Origin of the sequence: Mycolicibacterium tokaiense (genome assembly GCF_010725885.1) — a bacterium.
Taxonomy (GTDB): domain Bacteria; phylum Actinomycetota; class Actinomycetes; order Mycobacteriales; family Mycobacteriaceae; genus Mycobacterium; species Mycobacterium tokaiense.
Genome location: NZ_AP022600.1, coordinates 4,323,960 through 4,343,579 on the forward strand (window position 1 = coordinate 4,323,960; position 19,620 = coordinate 4,343,579).

Consider the following 19,620-nt stretch of genomic DNA (forward strand, 5'->3'; position numbering starts at 1 on the left):
TTGCCGTCGGTTTGCGTGAGCCGTCGCTACAGGGACGCCGGGGCGGCGAGGTCGGCCCGCAGAGAGCCCTGCGACATCGGTCACCATTTGATAGTGGCGGCTGACGGCCGAGATGGTGGGATGTCTCACGTGATGTACATCACCGCGGTGGTACCGAGACACGTGGGCAGAAAGAAACGAAACGTGGTGCGCGATACTGGGATTGAACCAGTTTCAGCGTAGGGCCTGCCGTGTGGTGTCTGAACCGCAGAGAAAGCCTCTGAACAGGCGACACGGACGACAGTAACCGGACCCAAGTTGAATCAAGTAGGCGCTGCGGTACCTTCCTATTGCGCGTTTATTGCGCGGACGGGAGATGACACTGACTCAAGCCGGGCGTGGCCAAGAAGTGGGACCGTCGCAAGTTTGGCCGGATCCGGCGGTTCAAGTCGGGGCGGTGGCAGGCCAGCTACACCGGGCCAGACGCCAATGTCTACATCGAGCCAAAGACGTTTGACGCGAAGGTCGGCGCCGAGGCGTGGCTGACCGATCGCCGCCGCGAGATCGATCGCGAGTTCTGGTCGCCGGACAGCGGGCAGGAGGATCGACCAGGCGCGCCGTTCGGTGAGTACGCCGAGGGATGGCTGAAACAGCGCGGGATCAAGGACCGCACGCGCGAGCACTACCGCAAGCTGCTCGACAACCACATCCTCGCTACCTTCGCTGACAGCGAACTCCGCGACATCACCCCTGCCGCGGTACGGCGCTGGTACTCGACGACGGCAGTCGGCCCGCCCACGATGCGTGCGCATGCGTACTCGCTGCTGCGCGCGATCATGCAGATCGCACTCGCCGACGACCTGATTGACTCGATCCTTGTCGGATCACAGGTGCGTCGACGGCGCGGCGCGTCCACAAGATCAGACCGGCGACACTCGACGAGCTCCAGGTGATCACCACCGCGATGCCCGGGCCGTATCAGGCGTTCATCTTGATGGCAGCATGGCTCGCTCTGCGGTTCGGCGAGCTGACCGAGCTGCGCCGCAAGGATGTCGACCTTGCCGATGAGGTCGTGCGGGTTCGGCGGGCCGTGGTACGCGCTGGCAGGCCGAGTACGCGCATAGCGGTGATCCGCGCTGGCGCTATGCCCACGACGACGGCGAGGGCGAGACTTGCCGCGGCGGTCCCGACTGCACACACGGTGACCCGCCGCCTGACCCCAAGCGCCGACAGACGCTGACCGCGCTGGAGGCCGGTGAGCCCGTCGTGGTGTCGGCTTGGGTCGCTCGTGGCCACAGATGGGTTGGCGGCGGCTGGTCGGATGAGCAGTTCGAGCTGCCCTGGGATTCGAAGACCGTGACGCACGTCAGGATCTCCGTCGACGATCGCGTGGTACCCGGATGAGTGGCGTCGCCGAACTCCTGGACCCTGCGGCCGGGACATTTCGGCGTCGTGATCAATCTGCGTCGGAACGGCAATCATGACCAACCGCGCCCATTTGCATCCGTCGCAGATCGACGCCAGTACGGTGTGCAAGATGCGGGACAGGGATGTGCGATCGGCGCTCCATGCGCAGTTGCTTGAGGAGCACGCCGACGAGCTCGATTCCACTCGGTTCGTCGACGAGCTGAGCTTATGCGGTGAGGTTCGCGTCGATGTCGCTGTCGTCAACGCCGCGCTGTCAGGGTTCGAATTGAAAAGCGCGTCGGATACCTTGCGGCGCCTCCCCGCTCAGATCGACGTGTATTCACGGGTGCTCGACTACTGCACCTTGGTCGTCGCCGAGAACCACCACGATCACGCGGCGCGGGCTATTCCCTCGTGGTGGGGGTGCACGGTCGCGGCATGGGACGGCACGAAGGCGACCTTGAGCGAGGTGACGCCCGCTCGACTCAACCCGACGATCGACGGCTACTCACTGGCGCAACTGCTGTGGCGTGATGAGACGTTGGCCGCTCTCGAGCGTGTCGGCGCCGCGCGCGGCGTCCGCAGCAAGCCTCGAACGGTGCTGTGGCAGCGTCTCGCCGACGCGGTAGAAATCGATGAGCTACGAGTGCTGGTGCGCGAGGTCCTGAAGTATCGGCAGGCGTGGCGTCCGGAAGCTACATCGATCCGATCTGGACGAGCACTCGCAGAAGGTGGTGGGCAGTGCCTACCTTGACCCAGGTTTGAGGGTTGCCGGTAGGGCCGGTGCCGGCGGCGGCAAGAAGCCAGTCTTCGCCGGTGCAGTGGGGCATCGCGAAATCCGGGTGCGCGGAGATGGCGGAGGCCACCGGCCGGATGGAATCACCGCCGCCGCCGCGGCCGCCCGTTCCCTTGAACAAGCCGCCTCTGCCGAGCAACCATTTGTCGTCGCAGGTGTACTTGAATTTCGCGCTGATCTGCATGAACCGCGGGTCGACGTCGTCGAATGGATCCGGGTACGCGATCGCGTAATCGCCGAAGGTCGGCTGACGCTCGCCGAAACTGCCGCCGGCCACGATCGCGCGGTAGTTGAGCCACTCTTGACGGGGAATCTCGTGGATGCCGTGGCCGGCCGGCGGGGTTTGCGGCATTGCGGTCGCCGCGATGGTCAGCGTCTTCCATTCGGTGGGTGACTGGAGCGTCTGCAAGGTGCTGCTGAGCGCGATCCGGGATGACGGGCCGGCGTCGCCGCGCAGGTCGAGCACCAGATGGGTGTCAGCCCTCGCAGCGCCAAGATCTGTGAGAAGGTCGTCGATCTGTTCGAATGCGCCCCAGTGCTCAATGCCTAGGCGGAGACACACGTCAGTAGAGGTGCCAGACACGAGCAGATTACGTGCGGCACCCCGGGCTTCGACGGAACGATCGGGGGCTATGACCGGGACGAGCTGGAGACCACGCTCTGTCGCTGCGGTGACCATCCACTCAAGGGGGTGGCGCCCATCGGCCATCGTCTCGTCTTCGACGTGCAAAGTGTCGACGAAAGCTGGCTGCTCCCAGACTTTCACGAGGTTGTCGGGGATTTTGGCGAGGTGGTCGTCGATGGTCTTCTTTGGCTGATTGAGGTCGAAGTCCCAGTCGATGGGGTGCACGACCCATAGCGGCGTGAACGCGTCCTTCTGGTGCTCGTCTATGACGCCGAGCGCGTCGCGTTCCCCGGCCTTCGTGAACATCACTGGAATGTAGTGATCGGAACCGAACGACTCCATGTTTCCCCCTGGTAGATGAATCCCCGCACAACGTTCTACAGCAGATCAGGCACCGGGCTGAGGGGTTTCGGCGCAAATCCGACCGCACAGCAACGTTGGCCGTCCGTTCCGTGCCACGTCCGCGTGGTTGTCGGTGGCATGTGCAAGTCTGGTTCCAGTTCGTGCTGTCCACGGTCAACCGTCAGGAGTTACCGCGATGAGTCGAGATCCTCAAGAAGGTGCAGAAGCGCCACCCCTCCTCCTCCTCCTCCTCCTCCTCCTCCCGAGAAGCCGCCTTGGGTACCGACCCTCGAAACCGAGGGCATCCGGGGAAGCGGCGCGCCCCACGATCCACGCGGCCGCGAACGGCGGTGACTGGTCCGGCGGCCGGACCCGCCGATGATCATGGCGTGCCGCCCGGCGCCCTGGTGTATCAGGCTCTGGTCAGGGACGCACTGGCTGCGGAGTATGAGCGGCGCAAGGGGCTTGAGAACCGCGGCGCCGTGCTCCTCACGTCCAGCGGGACCATGGTCACCATCATCTTCGGGCTGACCGTGTTCATCACGGGCAAGGACTTCGTGTTCGTGAATCGCTCCGCTGTGGAACTGGTGTGTCAGAGCTTGATTCCCTTCGTGCTTTCCGCGGTGCTCGCAATCTTCGTGCAGGCGTTCCTCCCCAAATACGAGGTGATCAAGAGCGAAGACCTCGTCAAGCTCGTGAGAGACGACAAGTACTGGACCAGCTCTGCAGAAGACGCGACGCGGGAAAGCGTCGATCTGCAGGTGAAAACGACATGCTCGCTGCGCAAGGGCAACGGCTTCAAGGCGTTTTGTGTGCTCACCAGCTTCGGGTTGCAACTGGTCGCAATCGCCATGGTGTCGGGCGCGGTCGCTATGGAGTTAATGTGTCGCCTGCAGGTTCAATGAGTTTCGGTCCTGCTACATGACGGCTTGGATGATCGGCGTCCTGTCAGTCGTCGGCGGCGGCATCGCCGGCAGCATGCTGTCTTTCGCGTTGACCTTGCGGCGCGAACAACGCCGGACTCGCGACGCCTACAGGTCACCGCAGCGAGCTGCGATCGCGAGCATCGTTGCAGCTGTCAACGACTTGGTATTGAGGGCCAACGACTTCCAGACCTTCATTGACAATTCGGCGAACCAGGCGGAGGCAAGGAGGGGAAGCCGGAAGACCGAAGTTCGCAGCCCATATACCGATGCCGAAGCCGATCTGATCAGCGGGCAAGTGAACCGAGCAATTATCGGCATCGACGAAGCGTTCGCGATCGGAAAGCTGACCGTCGTCGACGGGCTGTGCTACGAGGCCATGGTAGTGGCGTACAAAGAGTTCGCGAAGGTGCAAGAGGCATTCATCGACATTGACACTGTCCCGCGAACACCGGACAGCCTACGCACGGTGATCAAGCCGTTCGTCGACAAGGCTGTTCAGCTCAGGACGAATGTTCGGCGGCTCATCGACGTCGGCCATAGGCAACTTGCACCGACGCAATCTCTCACGCAAGAAAGAGAACTCGCGGCAGTCAAGGCCAGACTGAAATCGAAGTATCCCGACCTCAAGTAGTGCCGTACTGGGCGGCACCTCCGCGGCGCGCGTCTCCCGCTGCGCGGCTTCGGCGAGATCAGGCGTTCGACTGGTTCGAGGCGCGATCCGACGACTCAGTCGCTCCAGTGGGCTGATTCTTTGCGGCGGTGCTCGGATTCTTGCCTGACACAACCATTTTCGATCGTTTCGAGAACAAACCTCGCGTTGGGCGTAGTCGATCTTCTGCGAGGTCGACGAGTTCGGCGATCAGGTCGTCCATCTGATTCGACGTCGTGGTCAACAACCGAAGGAACTCGCCGAAGCCTTGCCGATTCGCTGTGAGGACCTTGTTCGCGTAGGTCCTCAGGTTCGAGAACACAAGGTATGTCTCGAGCATCTTCTCCCGGCATGGCGTGTCGACGATGGTCAGGCGGCCGATCGAGAATTTCTCGTCCATGCTCAGCAACGCCGCGACGAAATTGTTAATGCTCTGAGCAGCGGCGTCGTCGGATGTCTGGCGCCCGGTTAGGCCCAGGTGTTCCATTGCGTCTGTGAGGCAAACCTTGAGCGTGTTCGACGCCGCGATGATCTCTCCGATCGCCGCCCGCTGTGGCGTCCGATAGCCGTCGCGGTTCCGCCGGTACTCGCGAGCGAACGTGAACAGCTGTGTTACGCCAGCACCAACGAGGCCGCCGATGATGACCGGCCACAATGATGTGTCGCTGCCTTGAGTGGTCGTCTCTGCAGCCTGCGCCGCGAGCTCGAAGATCACTTACGAGGCCAGTCCGGAGATGGCTCCTGCTCAGGTCCCCACCACGGCGGACGGATGAGCCCGACCTCGACGTCGTCGTCGAAATTCAACACCCTTTCGGCATCGACGCCATGAAACGCGACAGTCATGACCTCGAACGAGACGACTCGTGATGGACCGTCTTCCGTTTCGGCCGGCAGCTCTTCCTGCCAAAACTTCTCAGACCTGGTGGCAACGTTGCGCCATGGGCTCGACGGAGCCTGTGACTCGCGAAGCATGTAGGTCTGGCCCTGGATGCTGTCGAGGTCCCTGACCTTGCACCATCGGATCCAGTCAGGCTCGGTGGGTGCTGACTCCTCCTCAGTCATGGCTGTCGGACCTCCATCCAGTCGTTCGGGTTGAACGGCGCTGGGACCAGTCGGCATACGTGACGGTCGTGATCTCGGGCATGAACCTTCCGCCAACATCCGTGTTGTTGGGCTGCAGTGTCGTTTTCGGGGCCGCGGTGACAAGACGCCAATCGTCTTCGGCGTTGTCAACGCTTCGGAGCAGGTTGCCACCCGAAGTTTCCAACTGGTACAGCTCGCCAGCGTGCACGCGGATCACGTCAGATGCCACCGAACGTTCCTCTCGGGTCGCCGTTGGCGACTTGCGCGTTCTGGACGTCGGCCCGGGCCCGCGTCTCGTCGATGCGTCGCCGCTCCGCGATCACGCCGTCGACCGTCGCTCGCCAACCGTCACGAGCGAACCACGTCACGCCGACCAACGCGTCAGACGTTGAGTCGTCATATTTGCCCCTCTCCCCGCAGACATTGTGGCGTGCACTGGGTCGCTGCGGGGCAGATTCCCCCGCAGCGACCCAGTACGACGTCGGTTCCTAGAGCAGCCCGAGCCGCCGGCGGCTGGTGGGCGTCATCGACGATGTCGAGGGCACTCGCGGGACACCGGCGCTCGGAGGCCGCAGAAGTTCGATGGCCTTCTCGACGTCGTCCTCGGTTGCCCGCCATTGACGGCCCGCCTTGTTCCCGGGCAGGTGGGGTTTCGCCTCACCGCGGAGCCGCTTGGTAAGCCACTGGATTTTGTGGTCCTTGACAGAGTCCGCAGTGCCGTCGGGCCCGGGTCCGAGTAGCGCAGCGGCGTACTCCTTGAGGCTGATCGTTTGAACTGTCATGACTGGCCATCCTGACGGTCGACCCCTCTTCCTGCTGCATACCGCATCACTCGACCAGCCCGTAGTCGCGATGTTCGGCGTAATCGCGATGTCGCGGGTCGGCGGAGTCGCGAAGGATTGCGTGGACGGTGGCGCATCCGCACAGGGAGCAGTCGAGCGTGCCTGTCATTCTCCAGTACCGACCGGGCTGTCGGTCGTCCGTCTCCGAGTGGCCGCAGGGTCGTCGTAGCGGAAGGTGCGCTTGTAGGAGATAGTTCTGAGGTGGCCGCAAATGCAGCACAGGGCCCGATTCTCGGTCTTGTAGCGCGGGTTGTACGCCTTCATGCGGGCTTCGTGGTATCGCTCGCTCCTACGGCGGCTCCGGACTGCTCTGCATGGTTCGCCGGCTGTCGCGGTGCAGGTAGGGCAGGGTACGGCCACTTGAACTCTGGTGTTGCGCTGGTTTTGCGCATAAAAGTACGCTCCTCGTGATTTGAGAGGGTCCCCGCTGGTTACGGGGGCGAGAGTTCTTCCAGAGGGCGGTTCCCCGGCAAGGGAGCCGCCTTCGTCATTCGAGGGCTAGCGGCAACCGCCCTCGAACGCGCAGACGAGAGAAGCCATCGGAGACATCCCGGTGGCTTCGTTTGTGCGCTGTTGGTCCGCGTGGGTGGCTCGAATCCGCCTTCTGCGTCATTTGGTGGTGTCACTCCCTTTGGTGAGCACCCGCAGCCCTATTGCGCGTTTATTGCGCGGAGACAAGAAAGGCCCGGTAAAAACCGGGCCTGACCTGCGTCGAAAGGTGGTGCGCGATACTGGGATTGAACCAGTGACCTCTTCCGTGTCAGGGAAGCGCTCTCCCGCTGAGCTAATCGCGCCGGGTGACTCTGGTGGAGGTGGAGACGGGAATCGAACCCGTGTGCACGGCTTTGCAGGCCGTTGCCTCACCACTCGGCCACTCCACCATGGGGTTGATGCCTCTACACCCTCGAGCGGATGACGGGATTCGAACCCGCGACCCTCACCTTGGCAAGGTGATGCGCTACCAACTGCGCTACATCCGCGTGCTACGAGCGAGATCGTCGCTCGTTGCGAGGCATGACACTAATGCACCTACCTCAGCAGACACAAATCCCTTGCTCGATAGGGGTGTCGGGCCGACGAACAGCCTCAGAACAGCTCGTATGCCTGCCGCGAAATCGTGAACCCGCCGCCGGTCCGGGTGTCGCGACAGGTGACGCCGGTCTCCTGGCTGGTGCACTGCATCGGGCCGGCCGCGACGCTCCGGCCGAAGGCCAGCGGCGCACCGGCGTGCAGCGCGGTGTCACCGGCGCACACGAACGCCGGCGGATCGCCGTCACCGAAGGCGATGCCCTGGCCGTAGTCGAACTCGCAGCCGGCCGGCCGCGGTGGCGGTGCCCAGTCGCGTTCGGCGATATCGCAACGCACATAGTCCTCGGCGACGTAGCAGCCGATATTGCCGCTCGGTGAGCTGAACCCGATCAGAGGTTCGGCCTGGGCGGGGGCGGCCAGCACCGCAGCCGCCACCGCACCCACGCACAGGTACGGGATCATCAGCTCAGACCGTCAGCACCATGCGGTAGCGCGCCCGGCCCTCATCCATGGCCGCATACGCCTCGGCAGCCTGCGCCAGGGGCAGCTCCTGCACCCGGGCCCGGACCCCGGACTGGACCGCGAACTGCATTGTCTCCTCGACGTCGCGGGCGGTGCCCGACGGGTGCCCGGTGACGCTGAGGCCGGGGGTGATGAGCTGCATCGGGCTGATCGGCAGGGGGTCAGGGGTCACTCCCACCACGATCAGCTCACCGCGGGGCAGCAGGCCACCCACGGTATCGGCCATGGCCTGGGAGTTGGCTGCCGTGGCCAGCACCACCGACACTCCGCCGAGGGCCTGCAGCGCCTCGGCGACATCGCCCGCGGTGGAGTCGACGTAGTGGTGGGCGCCGAGGTCCCGCGCGTCGGCGGCCTTGTCGGCGCCGCGTGCCACGGCGACGGTCTCGAAGCCCATGGCGCGGGCGAACTGCACACCCAGATGCCCGAGCCCACCGACGCCGAGCACCGCCACCCGGTCACCCGGGTGGGCCCTGGTCTCGCGCAGCCCGTGGAACACCGTCACGCCGGCACAGCTCATCGGGGCGGCTTCGACGAACGACAGTCCGTCGGGGATCCGCGCCAGCGCATTGGCCGGGGCGGTGACGGATTCGGCGTAGCCGCCGGGGTAGTGCCAACTGGGCACCTGACCGTTGGCGCAGTGGATGAAATCGCCTTTGTGGCACGACACGCAGCGCCCGCAGTGCCCGCCGAACCACCCGACGGCCACCCGGTCGCCCACCGCGAAATCCTGCACCCCGTCGCCGACCTCGGCGACGGTGCCGGCAATCTCATGGCCGGGAGTCAGCGGCCAGGTCAGGCCGGGAAAGGCGCCGTTGACGAAAGCGTGGTCGGTGCCGCAGACACCGCAGGCCGACACCGCGATGCGCACGTGGTCACGCGGTGGCGGGCTGGTGTCGACCTCGGCCAGCTCCAGCGCTGCGCCGGCTGATGCGACGTGTACCGCCTTGTGACGTGCCATTCTGTGCCTCCCTGTCGAACCCGGTGCTGATATGCACTTCCATGTCTACTCGTGCATATGGGTCTCGCGCGGTGAGTAGCGTGGCATTCGACAGGGCATTGTCAGCGGGAGGTGCGTGATGACCACAGCTATCGTCATCGGACTGGTCGCCTTCGTGGGCGTGGCCCTGGTGGTCAGTCAGCTGGTCCGGATGAAGGACTGGCTGAAGAAGTCGCCGCCGCTGCCCCCGCCCATCGAGTTCCCGGACGACGAGAAGTGACGCCAAAAAGCCTGTGACTCAGCGTTGTTGGCGCCGCTTGCGATGGCGTCGGCGCAACCAGGTGACCACGACGAAAATGCCGGTGAAGAGCCAGATCATGGTCGGTCCACCCGCTTCGGTGGAGTAATCGTCGTCTGCGACGACCTCCGCGGACGACCCGTCGGGGCCGGGCTGGGTACTGGTGTCGGGCTCGTCGGTGGTCACAGAAGTGTCGATGCTCATGGTCCTGTCGAAACGTTCAGGGCCATCCGGGTGACGGCCGCAACGGCCGCCGGTGAACAGTGTCGGGCAGACCGCGTGTTACCGCCGAGTATAGAGGCCCGTCGAACCGGCTGACCGGGCCGCGGACACGAGCGCTGAGCTGCGGATTCAGGGACGACGCGGGGCGCATGCTAATGTTCCTGCTCGTCTCACGGTCTCGTAGCTCAGTGGGAGAGCGTCCGCCTCACACGCGGAAGGTCGCTGGTTCGAACCCAGCCGGGACCACCACGATCTCCACCATCTGGTCCGGCGATCACGTTTCGTGTTCGCGCGCAAGGTCTCAGCAGAGTGACGTTCGGCCGAATCCGTCTGAAGTACGTATCGACTGGGTAGATGAGTTGCATGACGCCGCCGCCGCATTCCACCGACGAATTGGTGCGCGCTGGTCCCGCCGATGCGCGTACCGCGTCGGTTCTGCGAGATGATCTGCAGACTTGGCTCAGCCAGGCGGTCCGCGTCACCCCCATCCTGCTGAGCGATATCGTCACCAGCGTGTACGAGGCGTTGGCCAACTGCGTGGACCACGCCTACGCCCGTCGGGTCGAGGACGGAACGATGTCCATGCACGCGGTCTACGATCCTGGCGGCCAACGGATCTGCGTCTCGATCAGCGACGGTGGCACGTGGCGTGAGCCGCCGCCGTCCGATCCCCTGGACACCCGTGGCCGCGGCCTGGCCCTGATGCGGGCGTTGGCCAACCGGTGCACGATCGTGGGGCGGCCCACCGGTACCACGGTGGAACTGCTTTTCGAGATGGCTATGTCCCGGGTGTGAGTCAGGTGTTGGTCACCGTATTGTCACCACGTCGCGCTGGCGCGACTGGGAAGATCTTTCCGTCAGGCTGCGCCCACCGGGCCTGTGTCGACTGATTCGAGGGTGCGTGATGTCGGAGGAGCCCACGTCGAGCGGTATCGCCGACGACGCGCGGCAGCGCGCCGTTGACCGCTACCGCGTCCTCGACGTTCCACCGGAGCGGGTCTTCGACCGGATCGCCGCACTGGCGGCCCGGGCCTATGACGCGCCGATGGCCAAGGTTTCGATGGTGGACCGCGATCGCATCTGGTTCATGGGCATGCACGGTTTGGACCCGCAGGCCAGGCAGGTGCCGCTGCGGGACGGCCTGTGCGCCGCGGTCATCACCGACACGATTCCGCACGTCATGGGCGACGCGCGCACCGACCCGGCGACAGCGGACAATTCGTTCGTCGTTGCACACGACGTGCGCTTCTACGCGTGTGTGCCCATCACCACGACAGACGGACACCGCCTCGGCACGGTCACGGTGCTGGATTCGCGCCCTCGTGACGCCGATGGCCTGGACCTCGCGGTGCTCCACGACCTGTCCGCGATCGTGATGGAGCAGCTGGAGTGGCGGCTGCTCTCACTGGACGCGGTACTCGACGAACGCAAGCTGCGCGACACGGCCCAGTCCGACCGCGACGAAGCGGTCCGCGACCGCAATATCGCCGAGCGCGAACGCGACATCATCCAGGAGTTCGCCACCGCTCTCCAGCAGACTCTGCTGCCGCCGATGCTGCCCGAGATCGCCGGACTGGAATTGGCCTGCCACTATCACCCGGCCTCCGCGCGTCAGGTGGGCGGCGATTTTTACGACGTCTTCGCGCTCGGAGGAAACCGCTGGGCATTCTTCATCGGTGACGTCGAAGGTCACGGTGTCGGTGCCGCGGTGGCCACGTCGTTGATCCGGTACACGCTGCGCGCATCTGCCCTGCACAATGACGACCCCACCACAACGCTGGCCGAACTGAACCGGGTTCTGCTGCGGGAGAACCAGCCGCGACGGTTCTGTACGGTGCTGTTCGGCACCCTGCAGCCACACCCTGACGGCGACGGGTTCCTGGTCACCATCGCCACGGGTGGACACCCCCCGGCGCTGTTGGTCGACGCGCGCCATGGGGGAGTGCAGCCGGTGCGGTCGCGCGGCGGGATGCTGGTGGGTGCCCTGGCGTCGGCGACGTTCGACGTGTGCACCGCGCACTTACGGCCCGGTCAGACGCTGCTGTTCTACACCGACGGCATCATCGAAGCCCGGCGCGGCGAGAACCCGTTCGACGAGAGCAGTCTGGCGACCTATCTGGGCGAACGCGCAGACCTCGGCGCCGGCGGGCTGGTGGCCGACCTGGCCACGCTGATCCCCAAGCTGGAGCCGGAAGACGATGTGGCGCTGCTGGCCTTCGGCATCCGAAAGTCGCCCGTGTAGGTTTCGAACAGGTGTGCGACGGGCATCCCGGTGCCATGGCTACCGAAGAGAACCAGGCACCCAACGAGACCGCAGAGAAGGACCCGCAGAACTGGGTCACCGGTGACGAGCCCATGACCGGCCCGCAACGTAGTTATCTGAACACCCTGGCCCAGGAAGCCGGGCGCGAGGTCCCTGACGACATGACCAAGGCCCAGGCCTCCGAATTGATCGACACCCTCCAGAACGAGACCGGTAGGGGCGCGTCGTGATCCGCCGCTGCGCGTGACCCATCCGTGAACCCCAGCCGGTCGGACGGTTGACCCGACCGGTTGTGGGTAGCCGAGGTGGAGTCTCGTCCGTGACGGGGCGACCAATCTGGCGATCGGGTGGAGGATCGAGCGTGACGACACGACAGGGGCGGACGACCGACCAGTGCTGTGCGGGGTTGACGGACCGGTTCTGGCCCCCGACGGCTGTGAGCAGGTTTGTGGCCGTGGGCCCCGGAATGTAGGCGTGCGGGCGCCGCTAGACGTTCTGGAGGACTCCCATCAACAGTCGCGATGTCGAGAAGCGTTGGCATGATCCGGAGGCATTCCGGCATGCCGTGATCTACGTCGCGGTGGTGATCGTTCTGGCCACTGTGGCGTTCGCCGTCTACACCATCGGCGATCGGAATTCGTTGCCGAAAGCCGTTGCCACCCCGGCGGTTCTGTTCGTCGGAGCCGTGGTGGCGCTGATCAAGACCTACCGCGACTGGCGGGCTGAACGCACATGGCCCATCTGGCAGGGCGCCGGCTGGTTCCTGCTGGCGCTGAGCCTCCTGACTCTCGGCGTCCCCGCCATGGGGATGCTGGGTTGATGTACGACACCACCGTGAAGGAGATGCGATATGGCCAACTATCGGGTGCTTGATCCCACCGGGGACATCGTCGCCACCAAGGAGATCAGCGGCGCCGAGGACGCGCATGCCTGGTTCGTCGACCAGAAGGCCGACAATTCGGAGTTGGGTTGGCGGATGGAGGTCGAGCACGACGGGCAGTGGTCGTTCTTCGATGACACCGAGGGCAGCTCGAGCTGAGCCCCCTCGCACGAGAGCGCCGACATCGCGAGGATGTCGGCGCTCTCGTGTCTGTACTGGGTCAGCTGCGCGACAGTGCGTCGCGGGCCCGGTCGATCAGCGACGCGAACGGCCCCGCGGCGAAGTTGGCGACCGCCGATTCCACCCCCGGGTGTGGATGAGTGGGTGCGATCCGTTCGGCGGCCTGCACGGCAAGCGTCATCTGGGCACGCTCGTCGGCATCGAGTTCGTCCTGGAGCCGGATGAATTCCTCGGTCTCCTCCTTTTCAGCGTGTGCCAGCACGTCCTGCTGCAGACGGATCAGCGCTTTGCTGAACTCGGCGGTTCCGAATTCGAGTTTCTCGATTTCCGCGAGCGCGATTTTCGAGTCATGTTCTTCATGCAGACGCTCGTCGACAATGGCCGAACCGCCGTCGACCTTCCGGCGGACCCGCGGGTGCACCATCATCTCCTCGGCCGTCTCGTGCACTGCCAGCAGCGCGCGCAGCTGGTTGAACGCTTTCTCCTGGGAGTCGGCGTCGGGGGCGTCAAGGGTGTCGGTGAACAACTGCCTGAGGGTCTGATGCTGGGCCTTCAGGTAGTCGACGACGTCACTGCTGTTCGAGATCGTCGGCGTAGACGGGGTAGACGCTGCGGACACGGAGTACCTCCACACATTGCACGGGTATGCCGATCGACGCGAGGGCTGTGCGCCGTCGCGAACGGCCTACCCGGGAGGTGGAGGGGCGAAACTCGATGGAAGGCAGGCGTCAGCTGAGAGGTTCGATGCCGTCGTCGTCGAGGAAGGCCATGGTGCCGTCATCAAGGGCCACCGCCCAGCGCCGCGATTTGGCTGTCTGCTGCGCATCCACGACCACCTCGACGCCGGCGAGGTCACCGAAGTCCTCGACAATGCGACCGGTGAGGTGCGCGTCATCAGTGGTGCGCACTGCGGTGCCGACTTCGAACTTGCCCGGACTCATGGATGTAATTAAATACCCCATTTGCCTCCAACGGGTAATTACGCGATTTGTGGTTGCCGACGGCGGGGCGCCGCCTCCCGCATCTCTCGGCACAGCGACCACAGCGAAGAGAACAGGCCGCGTCACGAGACCCCGGTGCCGGCCGGTGGTGACGGAGCGTCGGTACCGGTGCAGACATCGATACGGCGAAGGGGCCCGGTGAGCGTCACCGAGATGGTGTTCCCTCCGGGGCTGGCGCTCGACGACATGCAGCGGTCGACGACGTGCAGCACCAGATGTACCAGGCGGGGGAGGCCATATACACCGACGACGTTTTTGCGGTGGTGGGTCGTTCGGCGAGGAGTCCGCACTCGATCACGGCCCACGCACGTTGTGTGCGGTGACGCCTACCCAGGCGAAGGTCATCGACATTCCACGGCAGGTGTTGCGGTCCTGGCCGGCCGCGGATCCGGGAAACCTGCTCGGCCTGGCCCGTATTCAGACCGACGGCTCGTCGATGAGCTCATTGCCGGGGTTTGGGGCAGACCCTGCTGCTTGTGGACCGGGGCGGACGCACCCGGTTGTCAGTCAGTGCGATCGAGTAGCGGTGACAGTGGTTGTCGCACTGCAGAGTCCATCACCCGTCGCACGCAACGACTGGGTGTCACCGACAGCGCGACCTCCGCGGCGACGCAGCGCTCGGCGAGGATGCACAATGCGGAATAGCCGGCACTGGAGAAGAATTCAACATCTGAAAGGTCCAGCTCCAGGCTGTGGCACAGCAGCACCTTCATCAACACGCCGTCGAGGAAGGCATCGGCATTGGCGGCGTCGATGTCACCCAGAACGGTCATCACGGCGTGAGTCGGCGTCACCCATTCCGTGGTGCAACGCAACTGGTGGACGGTGGCTGGCTGACCCGGATGTGCTGCGCGTTTCATGGTCAGCGTCCGCGCTCGGGCGCTTCCTGATGTATTACTCACCACGTCCTCATTCATGTATTCAATCCGTTGTGCGCCAACACATGTCAACGGTCACGACTGCGTCCCGGATACTGACGACTCTACCGGCCGTCAGCGCCTGCCGCACCCTGCAGTGCCGCTTGTAGTCCATCGAGATTCAGCCCGGTCGGTGTCCACCGCGGCTCGCTTGCTGGTCCACGAGTGGCCGGGGGTTCCCTCGATGTTGCTGTGCTCAGGGCAGTTTCGACGTCAGTGGTTGGCTGGCAACGGGATTGGCCGGTATATCGCCGTGCACGCCCGTGGAAGCGGCTGTGCGCGCCCGAGGGCGCAGCGCTGGCTCGTGGTTTCGTGTCGATGTGGCTGATGGGGTGGGGGTGCACGCAGAGCCCCCGGGACACGCCGTCACGTTGCCTCCGGCCGCGTCTCGCCCGAGCGGGCGATCCGCTCGTGGATGGTCAACAGCACGTGGTCGGCTTTCTCCCGCCGGCCGGAGTCGACCCCCAGCAGCGAACTGAAGTCGAGCACCACCCGCTCGGCCAGGTCCCGCAGTTTGGTGTTGGTCTCCTGCGACCGCCAGGACAAGATGTCGAAAGCATGTGCGGCAGAAATCTGATGGCCGTTCGGTGCGCGGCGAAATCCGTCACCGCCTCCCGGAGGCTGCCGCCGTCGTCGGCGTCGGTGATGTCCACGTAGAAGCCGCAGGCGCCGATCTCCGCGCCGTCGCTGCCGGCGAGGCGGTCTCCGACCACCAGCACCAGGTGTTCGCAGCCTGCGGCGCGGCGATGATGCGGTGCCTGCTGCTGAACGGGCCACTGGCGCCTGCCATCCGCGCCACGAGTTCGGCCACGGTCGGGGCGTCCTCGGGATGCAGATGTGCGAGCACCAGCTCGGTGGTGGGCTGCACCTGCCCAGGCAGGTAACCGTGCATGGCCGCCACCGCCTCCGACCATTCCCAGCGCTGATCCGCGGTGAGGTAGCGGAACGCTCCCACGCGCGGCGTCACCGGGGTGTCCGCAGCGGTCGACGGTTGCTCCGCAGCTTTAACCACGCCGCCCCCTCGGCTGCTGAGTTCGCCCCCGGGGATGGCCCACAACGGACAAAGGCCTTGGCGGTACCCCGTGTGCGCGCCAACCCTCTGACGATCCGTGCACGTCGGCGTCTTGGCTCGACACACGACGTGGCGTGGGACACACGCTCCATCCAGGATCGGCCGCAGCGCAATACGTAGGCATGTGCGTTTCGCTGCGCAGTCCCGAACTCTGACGCACGCGTTGATTTATCCGATTCCCAACGGGTAATCCCGTCGGGACGTCAACGCCGACGTCTGGTGCCCCAACGCGCCACAGCTGAGCCTTGCGGGGCCTGGACACAGAGCAGGACATCGTGGCGAAACCGACTGCAGACGAGCGCGACCTGGAACCCCACTTCGAGGACGTCCAGGCGCATTACGATCTGTCCGACGACTTCTTCGAACTCTTTCTCGATCCCACCCGTACCTACAGCTGCGCGTACTTCGCCCGTGACGACATGTCGCTGCAGGAAGCGCAGCTGGCCAAGATCGACCTCTCGCTGTCCAAACTCAACCTGCGCCCGGGTATGACGCTGCTCGATGTCGGCTGCGGATGGGGTGCCACCATGCTGCGGGCGGTGGAGAAATACGACGTCAACGTGGTGGGGCTGACCCTGAGCCGCAACCAGGCAGCCACCGTGGAGCGTCGCTTCGCTGAAGTGGACAGCTCCCGGTCGCGGCGGGTGATCCTCGGGGGCTGGGAACAGTTCGACGAGCCGGTGGACCGGATCGTGTCGATCGGGGCTTTCGAGCACTTCGGCCGCGACCGCTACGACGACTTCTTCCGGTTCGCCTACGACGCCCTGCCCGACGACGGGGTGATGATGCTGCACACCATCTGTGTGTGCTCCGAAGAAGAGATGAAGAACATCACGGTCACCATGACCCTGCTGAAGTTCATCAAGTTCATCATGGACGAAATCTTTCCCGGCGGTCGCCTGCCGTCGGTGGTGGACGTCGAAAACTATTCGGCCGCAGCCGGTTTCCGTTGCGACAGGGTACATTCACTGCGGCCGCACTACGCCAAGACCCTCGACATCTGGGCCCGCGAGCTGCAAGCGCACCGCGACCGGGCGGTGCAGATCCAGTCCCAGGAGGTCTACGACCGCTACATGCGGTATTTGACCGGCTGCGCGGACCTGTTCCGCAACGGCAACACCGACGTCTGCCAGTTCACCCTCGTGAAAGGCGCGGGACTACAAGGCGTGTAGATAACGCTGCGTCACCAGCTTCTGCACTGCGGTCAATGCGGGGCTGCCCAGGCGCGCCCACCAGGTTCGCGGGCGCGAGAATGCCGCCACCTCCGCATACACCGATTCGCTGGCAGGGTCGAAGCGCACCGAGAACCGTTCCTCACCGGCCACCGGATGCCCGGGCAGGGTCCCGTAGGCGAAACCGCGCCGGTTCGGCTCGTCGAGCACGTAGACCACCCGGCACGGCGCGGCAAACGGTCCGAGCCGGCCCAGCACCACAGTGCCCACCTCGGCGGAGTCCGTGCTGGCCGCCACCCGAACCCCGGCCCCGCGCAGCATGCCGTACCGCAGCACGGCGTCGGCGACTGCCTCGAAACGCTCACGTCCGCTGCCGACGCGACGGGCTGCGGCGACGTGGTGGAAGCCGGCCGGCATGCGGTCGGCGTGGACGGTGGCGCCCACCTCGGTGTAGGTCAGGGGCGCGTCGGTGAGATCGGTCAGCTTCACAGCACTCACCATCGCATTGTCGGGCGTACGTTTGCGGCGTGACAACCTTCACCCTCGGCGGGGACCTCACCGTGAATCGACTGGGCTTCGGCGCCATGCGCCTGACCGGCAAGGGCGTCTGGGGTCCGCCCGCCGACCGCGACGAATGCATCCGGGTGCTGCGCCGGGCGGTGGAGTTGGGCGTCACCTTCATCGACACCGCAGACTCCTACGGTCCGTACATCTCCGAAGAGCTGATCCACGAGGCCCTGCACCCGTACCCCGACGATCTGGTGATCGCCACCAAGGCCGGCCTGCTGCGCACCGGACCGGACGTGTGGGTGCCGCTGGCCAAACCGGCCTATCTGCGGCAGGAGGTGGAGATGAGCCTGCGCCGCCTGGAGGTCGAGACCATCGACCTGTTCCAGTTGCACCGCGTCGATCCCGACTACGCGATCGCTGAGCAGGTGGGGGAGTTGGCCGCCCTGCAGCGCGAAGGCAAGATCCGCCACATCGGGCTCTCCGAGGTCGACATCGACACTCTGCGTGCCGCACAGCAGGAGGCCACGATCGTCTCCGTGCAGAACATGTACAACCTGACGGTGCGGCAGTCCGAGCCGCTGCTGGACGTGGCCACCGACGAGGGCATCGGCTTCATCCCGTGGTTCCCGCTGGCCGCGGGCCCGCTCGCGGCGCAGGACGGGCCGTTGCAGACCATCGCTGCCGAGCACGGCGCCACGGCGTCCCAGCTGGCGTTGGCGTGGCTGCTCAAGCGCTCGCCGGCCATGCTGCCGATCCCCGGCACCTCCCGGGTCGCCCACCTCGAAGAAAACGTGGCGGCGGCGGACATCACCTTGACCGACGCCGAGTTCGAGACCCTCTCCGCTGCCGGTGCCGCAGAGAACTGAGACCGACGGATAAGTTGTGTCCGTGGCCAACATGCACGCCGGGGGCGGGTTCAACCCGCCGAAGCCGACCACCAAGGGGGGACCGGACTACGGCCGGTTCGTCGCGGCGGTGCGCACGATGCAAGACCATGCCCGCGCGGCCGACGCGCCCGATCACGTGATCGCCGAAGCGGCGGACCTACTGGAGAAGGCGTCCGCGCTGCTGGCTCCCTACGACGCCGACGAATGGTCCTCACCATCGGGGCGCCGGCTGGATCTGCCCAACCGCGGCAACATTCTCTCGGTGCCCATGGAACTGGCCAAGGGCGAGGACGGCGCCGTGCACGGGTGGCTGCGGTTCTCCCGGTACCACCTGGGGCGCAACGGGGCGGCCCACGGCGGCGCGCTGGGGCTGGCCTTCGACTCGATACTCGGCTACACCGCGGCAGTCCTCACCGGCGGCCTGCACCAGCGCACCGCGTTCCTGCATGTCGACTACCGCAGGATCGTGCCCGTCGAGACCACCCTGCAGGTCGACGCGCAGCTCACCGAGGATGCCGGCCGCAAGATCCACGTGGCGGCCACCCTGCGCGACGGCGATGATGTGCTGACCGAGGCGCACGCCCTGTTCGTCCGTCTCAAACCCGGGCAGCCCTAGGTGAAAGAGGCACTCAAGGAGTTTCCGCGTAAGTGGGCCCGGTGGCGTGACGGGTTCCGCCACCGCCGCACCGTCGACCTGACCTACCGGATCGTCGTCGGCGTGGTCGGGACCCTGGTCCTGGCCGTCGGCATCGTCGCCATCCCGTACCCGGGGCCGGGCTGGGCCATCGTGTTCCTCGGCCTGGGCATCCTGGCCACCGAATTCGAGTTCGCCCAGCGCGCACTGAAGTGGGCGCGGCGTCGCTATGACGCCGTGATGGACTGGTTCGGCCGCCAGGGCCTGTGGGTCAAGGCGCTGGGCGTCATCTTCACCTGTGCCGTGGTGGTGGCGACGCTCTGGCTGTTCGGCGCGCTCAGCCTGGTCGGGGGATGGGTGGGTCTCGACTGGCCCTGGCTGAAGAGCCCGCTGGGCATGGGGTCCTGAGGGTCCGGCCCATCTTCGTCCCCCGATAGCATGATCGCG

General features: G+C 65.4%; 28 protein-coding genes, 4 tRNA genes and 1 pseudogene. 15 read left to right on the forward strand and 18 right to left on the reverse strand.

The genetic code is table 11. The features are described 5' to 3' along the window. Window positions 1-377 precede the first annotated feature (377 nt). Window positions 378-1,084 (forward strand): annotated as a pseudogene (locus tag G6N58_RS21120) (site-specific integrase); the annotation flags it as partial. Window positions 1,085-1,459: 375 nt separating this feature from the next. Further along, the gene (locus G6N58_RS21125; RefSeq protein ID WP_232067946.1) at window positions 1,460-2,140 is read left to right on the forward strand and encodes a sce7726 family protein; all 681 of its coding nucleotides are present in this window, start codon (window positions 1,460-1,462) and stop codon (window positions 2,138-2,140) included. Here G6N58_RS21125 and G6N58_RS21130 read toward each other — a convergent pair. After that, a complete protein-coding gene (locus tag G6N58_RS21130; RefSeq protein ID WP_115277406.1) occupies window positions 2,082-3,149 on the reverse strand; it encodes a beta family protein in 1,068 nt (355 codons plus the stop codon). The two genes, G6N58_RS21125 and G6N58_RS21130, sit on opposite strands and share 59 nt — an antisense overlap. A 389-nt stretch (window positions 3,150-3,538) precedes the next feature. On the opposite strand from G6N58_RS21130, the gene G6N58_RS21135 reads away from it, so the two are divergent. Both G6N58_RS21135 and G6N58_RS21140 read left to right on the forward strand, forming a co-directional pair. Beyond that, the gene (locus tag G6N58_RS21135) at window positions 3,539-4,054 is read left to right on the forward strand and encodes a hypothetical protein (protein WP_115277405.1); all 516 of its coding nucleotides are present in this window, start codon (window positions 3,539-3,541) and stop codon (window positions 4,052-4,054) included. Window positions 4,055-4,070: 16 nt separating this feature from the next. Next, window positions 4,071-4,706, forward strand: a complete 636-nt coding sequence (locus G6N58_RS21140; RefSeq protein WP_115277404.1) for a hypothetical protein — start codon at window positions 4,071-4,073, stop codon at window positions 4,704-4,706. A gap of 58 nt (window positions 4,707-4,764) precedes the next feature. On the opposite strand, the gene G6N58_RS21145 is transcribed toward G6N58_RS21140, so the two are convergent. The 10 genes from G6N58_RS21145 to G6N58_RS21185 form a co-directional block, all read right to left on the reverse strand. Next, on the reverse strand, window positions 4,765-5,439 hold the full coding sequence (locus G6N58_RS21145; RefSeq protein ID WP_115277403.1) for a hypothetical protein: 675 nt from the start codon (window positions 5,437-5,439) through the stop codon (window positions 4,765-4,767). Beyond that, the gene (locus G6N58_RS21150) at window positions 5,436-5,786 is read right to left on the reverse strand and encodes a hypothetical protein (RefSeq protein WP_115277402.1); all 351 of its coding nucleotides are present in this window, start codon (window positions 5,784-5,786) and stop codon (window positions 5,436-5,438) included. The genes G6N58_RS21145 and G6N58_RS21150 overlap by 4 nt, the downstream gene beginning before the upstream one ends. 239 nt (window positions 5,787-6,025) lie before the next feature. Next, window positions 6,026-6,175 (reverse strand): hypothetical protein, encoded by a 150-nt coding sequence (locus G6N58_RS21155; RefSeq protein ID WP_163908311.1) that lies wholly within the window; start codon window positions 6,173-6,175, stop codon window positions 6,026-6,028. A 120-nt stretch (window positions 6,176-6,295) separates the two neighbouring features. Next, complete coding sequence (locus tag G6N58_RS21160; protein ID WP_115277401.1) at window positions 6,296-6,589, reverse strand: hypothetical protein; 294 nt, start codon at window positions 6,587-6,589, stop codon at window positions 6,296-6,298. Window positions 6,590-6,754: 165 nt separating this feature from the next. Next, complete coding sequence (locus G6N58_RS31355) at window positions 6,755-7,009, reverse strand: zinc finger domain-containing protein (RefSeq protein WP_435406125.1); 255 nt, start codon at window positions 7,007-7,009, stop codon at window positions 6,755-6,757. A 359-nt stretch (window positions 7,010-7,368) separates the two neighbouring features. Beyond that, window positions 7,369-7,443 (reverse strand) — tRNA-Val (locus tag G6N58_RS21165). Between the two features lie 13 nt (window positions 7,444-7,456). Then, window positions 7,457-7,530 (reverse strand) — tRNA-Cys (locus G6N58_RS21170). 26 nt (window positions 7,531-7,556) lie between these two features. Continuing rightward, window positions 7,557-7,629: transfer RNA gene (locus tag G6N58_RS21175), tRNA-Gly, on the reverse strand. A gap of 106 nt (window positions 7,630-7,735) precedes the next feature. Beyond that, window positions 7,736-8,140 (reverse strand): DUF6636 domain-containing protein, encoded by a 405-nt coding sequence (locus tag G6N58_RS21180; protein WP_232067947.1) that lies wholly within the window; start codon window positions 8,138-8,140, stop codon window positions 7,736-7,738. 4 nt (window positions 8,141-8,144) lie between these two features. Then, window positions 8,145-9,158: an alcohol dehydrogenase catalytic domain-containing protein gene (locus tag G6N58_RS21185; RefSeq protein WP_115277400.1), complete on the reverse strand. Its 1,014-nt coding sequence runs from the start codon at window positions 9,156-9,158 to the stop codon at window positions 8,145-8,147. 118 nt (window positions 9,159-9,276) lie between these two features. Here G6N58_RS21185 and G6N58_RS30495 point away from each other — a divergent pair, with 118 nt between their 5' ends. Further along, window positions 9,277-9,417, forward strand: a complete 141-nt coding sequence (locus G6N58_RS30495; RefSeq protein WP_170314355.1) for a hypothetical protein — start codon at window positions 9,277-9,279, stop codon at window positions 9,415-9,417. Window positions 9,418-9,435: 18 nt separating this feature from the next. On the opposite strand, the gene G6N58_RS21190 is transcribed toward G6N58_RS30495, so the two are convergent. Then, the gene (locus G6N58_RS21190; protein ID WP_115277399.1) at window positions 9,436-9,639 is read right to left on the reverse strand and encodes a hypothetical protein; all 204 of its coding nucleotides are present in this window, start codon (window positions 9,637-9,639) and stop codon (window positions 9,436-9,438) included. A gap of 192 nt (window positions 9,640-9,831) precedes the next feature. On the opposite strand from G6N58_RS21190, the gene G6N58_RS21195 reads away from it, so the two are divergent. The 6 genes from G6N58_RS21195 to G6N58_RS21220 all read left to right on the forward strand — a co-directional run bounded on the left by G6N58_RS21195 (window position 9,832) and on the right by G6N58_RS21220 (window position 12,959). Beyond that, window positions 9,832-9,906: transfer RNA gene (locus tag G6N58_RS21195), tRNA-Val, on the forward strand. A 114-nt stretch (window positions 9,907-10,020) separates the two neighbouring features. Further along, window positions 10,021-10,452, forward strand: coding sequence for an ATP-binding protein (locus G6N58_RS21200; RefSeq protein WP_115277398.1), 432 nt, complete (start codon window positions 10,021-10,023; stop codon window positions 10,450-10,452). 109 nt (window positions 10,453-10,561) lie between these two features. Then, on the forward strand, window positions 10,562-11,899 hold the full coding sequence (locus G6N58_RS21205) for a PP2C family protein-serine/threonine phosphatase (RefSeq protein WP_115277397.1): 1,338 nt from the start codon (window positions 10,562-10,564) through the stop codon (window positions 11,897-11,899). A gap of 35 nt (window positions 11,900-11,934) precedes the next feature. After that, window positions 11,935-12,150: a DUF3072 domain-containing protein gene (locus G6N58_RS21210; protein WP_068919783.1), complete on the forward strand. Its 216-nt coding sequence runs from the start codon at window positions 11,935-11,937 to the stop codon at window positions 12,148-12,150. Window positions 12,151-12,485: 335 nt separating this feature from the next. After that, window positions 12,486-12,740 carry a hypothetical protein gene (locus tag G6N58_RS21215; protein WP_308213280.1) on the forward strand — a complete coding sequence of 85 codons (255 nt, stop codon included), beginning with the start codon at window positions 12,486-12,488 and terminating at the stop codon, window positions 12,738-12,740. 30 nt (window positions 12,741-12,770) lie between these two features. Beyond that, complete coding sequence (locus G6N58_RS21220; RefSeq protein ID WP_115277395.1) at window positions 12,771-12,959, forward strand: hypothetical protein; 189 nt, start codon at window positions 12,771-12,773, stop codon at window positions 12,957-12,959. Window positions 12,960-13,020: 61 nt separating this feature from the next. Here the strand turns inward: G6N58_RS21220 and G6N58_RS21225 are convergent, their stop codons facing one another. The 5 genes from G6N58_RS21225 to G6N58_RS31195 all read right to left on the reverse strand — a co-directional run bounded on the left by G6N58_RS21225 (window position 13,021) and on the right by G6N58_RS31195 (window position 15,910). Further along, on the reverse strand, window positions 13,021-13,599 hold the full coding sequence (locus G6N58_RS21225; protein ID WP_232067948.1) for a hemerythrin domain-containing protein: 579 nt from the start codon (window positions 13,597-13,599) through the stop codon (window positions 13,021-13,023). Between the two features lie 109 nt (window positions 13,600-13,708). Next, a complete protein-coding gene (locus tag G6N58_RS21230; RefSeq protein WP_068916559.1) occupies window positions 13,709-13,921 on the reverse strand; it encodes a hypothetical protein in 213 nt (70 codons plus the stop codon). A gap of 563 nt (window positions 13,922-14,484) precedes the next feature. Beyond that, window positions 14,485-14,898 (reverse strand): STAS domain-containing protein, encoded by a 414-nt coding sequence (locus tag G6N58_RS21235; protein ID WP_115277394.1) that lies wholly within the window; start codon window positions 14,896-14,898, stop codon window positions 14,485-14,487. 366 nt (window positions 14,899-15,264) lie between these two features. Then, on the reverse strand, window positions 15,265-15,444 hold the full coding sequence (locus G6N58_RS31190; RefSeq protein WP_308213281.1) for a hypothetical protein: 180 nt from the start codon (window positions 15,442-15,444) through the stop codon (window positions 15,265-15,267). A gap of 58 nt (window positions 15,445-15,502) precedes the next feature. Further along, the gene (locus G6N58_RS31195; protein WP_308213282.1) at window positions 15,503-15,910 is read right to left on the reverse strand and encodes a PAS domain-containing protein; all 408 of its coding nucleotides are present in this window, start codon (window positions 15,908-15,910) and stop codon (window positions 15,503-15,505) included. Between the two features lie 335 nt (window positions 15,911-16,245). Here G6N58_RS31195 and G6N58_RS21245 point away from each other — a divergent pair, with 335 nt between their 5' ends. After that, the gene (locus G6N58_RS21245) at window positions 16,246-17,142 is read left to right on the forward strand and encodes a cyclopropane mycolic acid synthase family methyltransferase (RefSeq protein ID WP_115281365.1); all 897 of its coding nucleotides are present in this window, start codon (window positions 16,246-16,248) and stop codon (window positions 17,140-17,142) included. Here G6N58_RS21245 and G6N58_RS21250 read toward each other — a convergent pair. Then, window positions 17,128-17,631, reverse strand: coding sequence for a DUF1990 domain-containing protein (locus G6N58_RS21250; protein WP_115281364.1), 504 nt, complete (start codon window positions 17,629-17,631; stop codon window positions 17,128-17,130). The two genes, G6N58_RS21245 and G6N58_RS21250, sit on opposite strands and share 15 nt — an antisense overlap. Window positions 17,632-17,669: 38 nt before the next feature. On the opposite strand from G6N58_RS21250, the gene G6N58_RS21255 reads away from it, so the two are divergent. Genes G6N58_RS21255 through G6N58_RS21265 form a run of 3 tightly spaced genes read left to right on the forward strand, consistent with a single transcriptional unit; the run spans window position 17,670 to window position 19,581 of the window. Beyond that, window positions 17,670-18,518 carry an aldo/keto reductase gene (locus G6N58_RS21255; RefSeq protein ID WP_115277393.1) on the forward strand — a complete coding sequence of 283 codons (849 nt, stop codon included), beginning with the start codon at window positions 17,670-17,672 and terminating at the stop codon, window positions 18,516-18,518. A 31-nt stretch (window positions 18,519-18,549) separates the two neighbouring features. Next, window positions 18,550-19,155: a PaaI family thioesterase gene (locus tag G6N58_RS21260; RefSeq protein ID WP_068919785.1), complete on the forward strand. Its 606-nt coding sequence runs from the start codon at window positions 18,550-18,552 to the stop codon at window positions 19,153-19,155. Further along, complete coding sequence (locus tag G6N58_RS21265) at window positions 19,156-19,581, forward strand: TIGR02611 family protein (protein ID WP_115277392.1); 426 nt, start codon at window positions 19,156-19,158, stop codon at window positions 19,579-19,581. It begins immediately after the preceding gene. The last annotated feature ends 39 nt before the right edge of the window (window positions 19,582-19,620 follow it).

Excerpts from the sequence above, each read along its gene's own strand:
- G6N58_RS21125 (WP_232067946.1), top strand. The coding sequence starts at position 1,460 with ATGACCAACCGCGCCCATTTGCATCCGTCGCAGATCGACGCCAGTACG.
- G6N58_RS21130 (WP_115277406.1), bottom strand. The coding sequence starts at position 3,149 with ATGGAGTCGTTCGGTTCCGATCACTACATTCCAGTGATGTTCACGAAG.
- G6N58_RS21140 (WP_115277404.1), top strand. The coding sequence starts at position 4,071 with ATGACGGCTTGGATGATCGGCGTCCTGTCAGTCGTCGGCGGCGGCATC.
- G6N58_RS21150 (WP_115277402.1), bottom strand. The coding sequence starts at position 5,786 with ATGACTGAGGAGGAGTCAGCACCCACCGAGCCTGACTGGATCCGATGG.
- G6N58_RS21160 (WP_115277401.1), bottom strand. The coding sequence starts at position 6,589 with ATGACAGTTCAAACGATCAGCCTCAAGGAGTACGCCGCTGCGCTACTC.
- G6N58_RS21180 (WP_232067947.1), bottom strand. The coding sequence starts at position 8,140 with ATGATCCCGTACCTGTGCGTGGGTGCGGTGGCGGCTGCGGTGCTGGCC.
- G6N58_RS21185 (WP_115277400.1), bottom strand. The coding sequence starts at position 9,158 with ATGGCACGTCACAAGGCGGTACACGTCGCATCAGCCGGCGCAGCGCTG.
- G6N58_RS30495 (WP_170314355.1), top strand. The coding sequence starts at position 9,277 with ATGACCACAGCTATCGTCATCGGACTGGTCGCCTTCGTGGGCGTGGCC.
- G6N58_RS21190 (WP_115277399.1), bottom strand. The coding sequence starts at position 9,639 with ATGAGCATCGACACTTCTGTGACCACCGACGAGCCCGACACCAGTACC.
- G6N58_RS21200 (WP_115277398.1), top strand. The coding sequence starts at position 10,021 with ATGACGCCGCCGCCGCATTCCACCGACGAATTGGTGCGCGCTGGTCCC.
- G6N58_RS21205 (WP_115277397.1), top strand. The coding sequence starts at position 10,562 with ATGTCGGAGGAGCCCACGTCGAGCGGTATCGCCGACGACGCGCGGCAG.
- G6N58_RS21210 (WP_068919783.1), top strand. The coding sequence starts at position 11,935 with ATGGCTACCGAAGAGAACCAGGCACCCAACGAGACCGCAGAGAAGGAC.
- G6N58_RS21220 (WP_115277395.1), top strand. The coding sequence starts at position 12,771 with ATGGCCAACTATCGGGTGCTTGATCCCACCGGGGACATCGTCGCCACC.
- G6N58_RS21230 (WP_068916559.1), bottom strand. The coding sequence starts at position 13,921 with ATGAGTCCGGGCAAGTTCGAAGTCGGCACCGCAGTGCGCACCACTGAT.
- G6N58_RS21235 (WP_115277394.1), bottom strand. The coding sequence starts at position 14,898 with ATGAATGAGGACGTGGTGAGTAATACATCAGGAAGCGCCCGAGCGCGG.
- G6N58_RS21260 (WP_068919785.1), top strand. The coding sequence starts at position 18,550 with ATGCACGCCGGGGGCGGGTTCAACCCGCCGAAGCCGACCACCAAGGGG.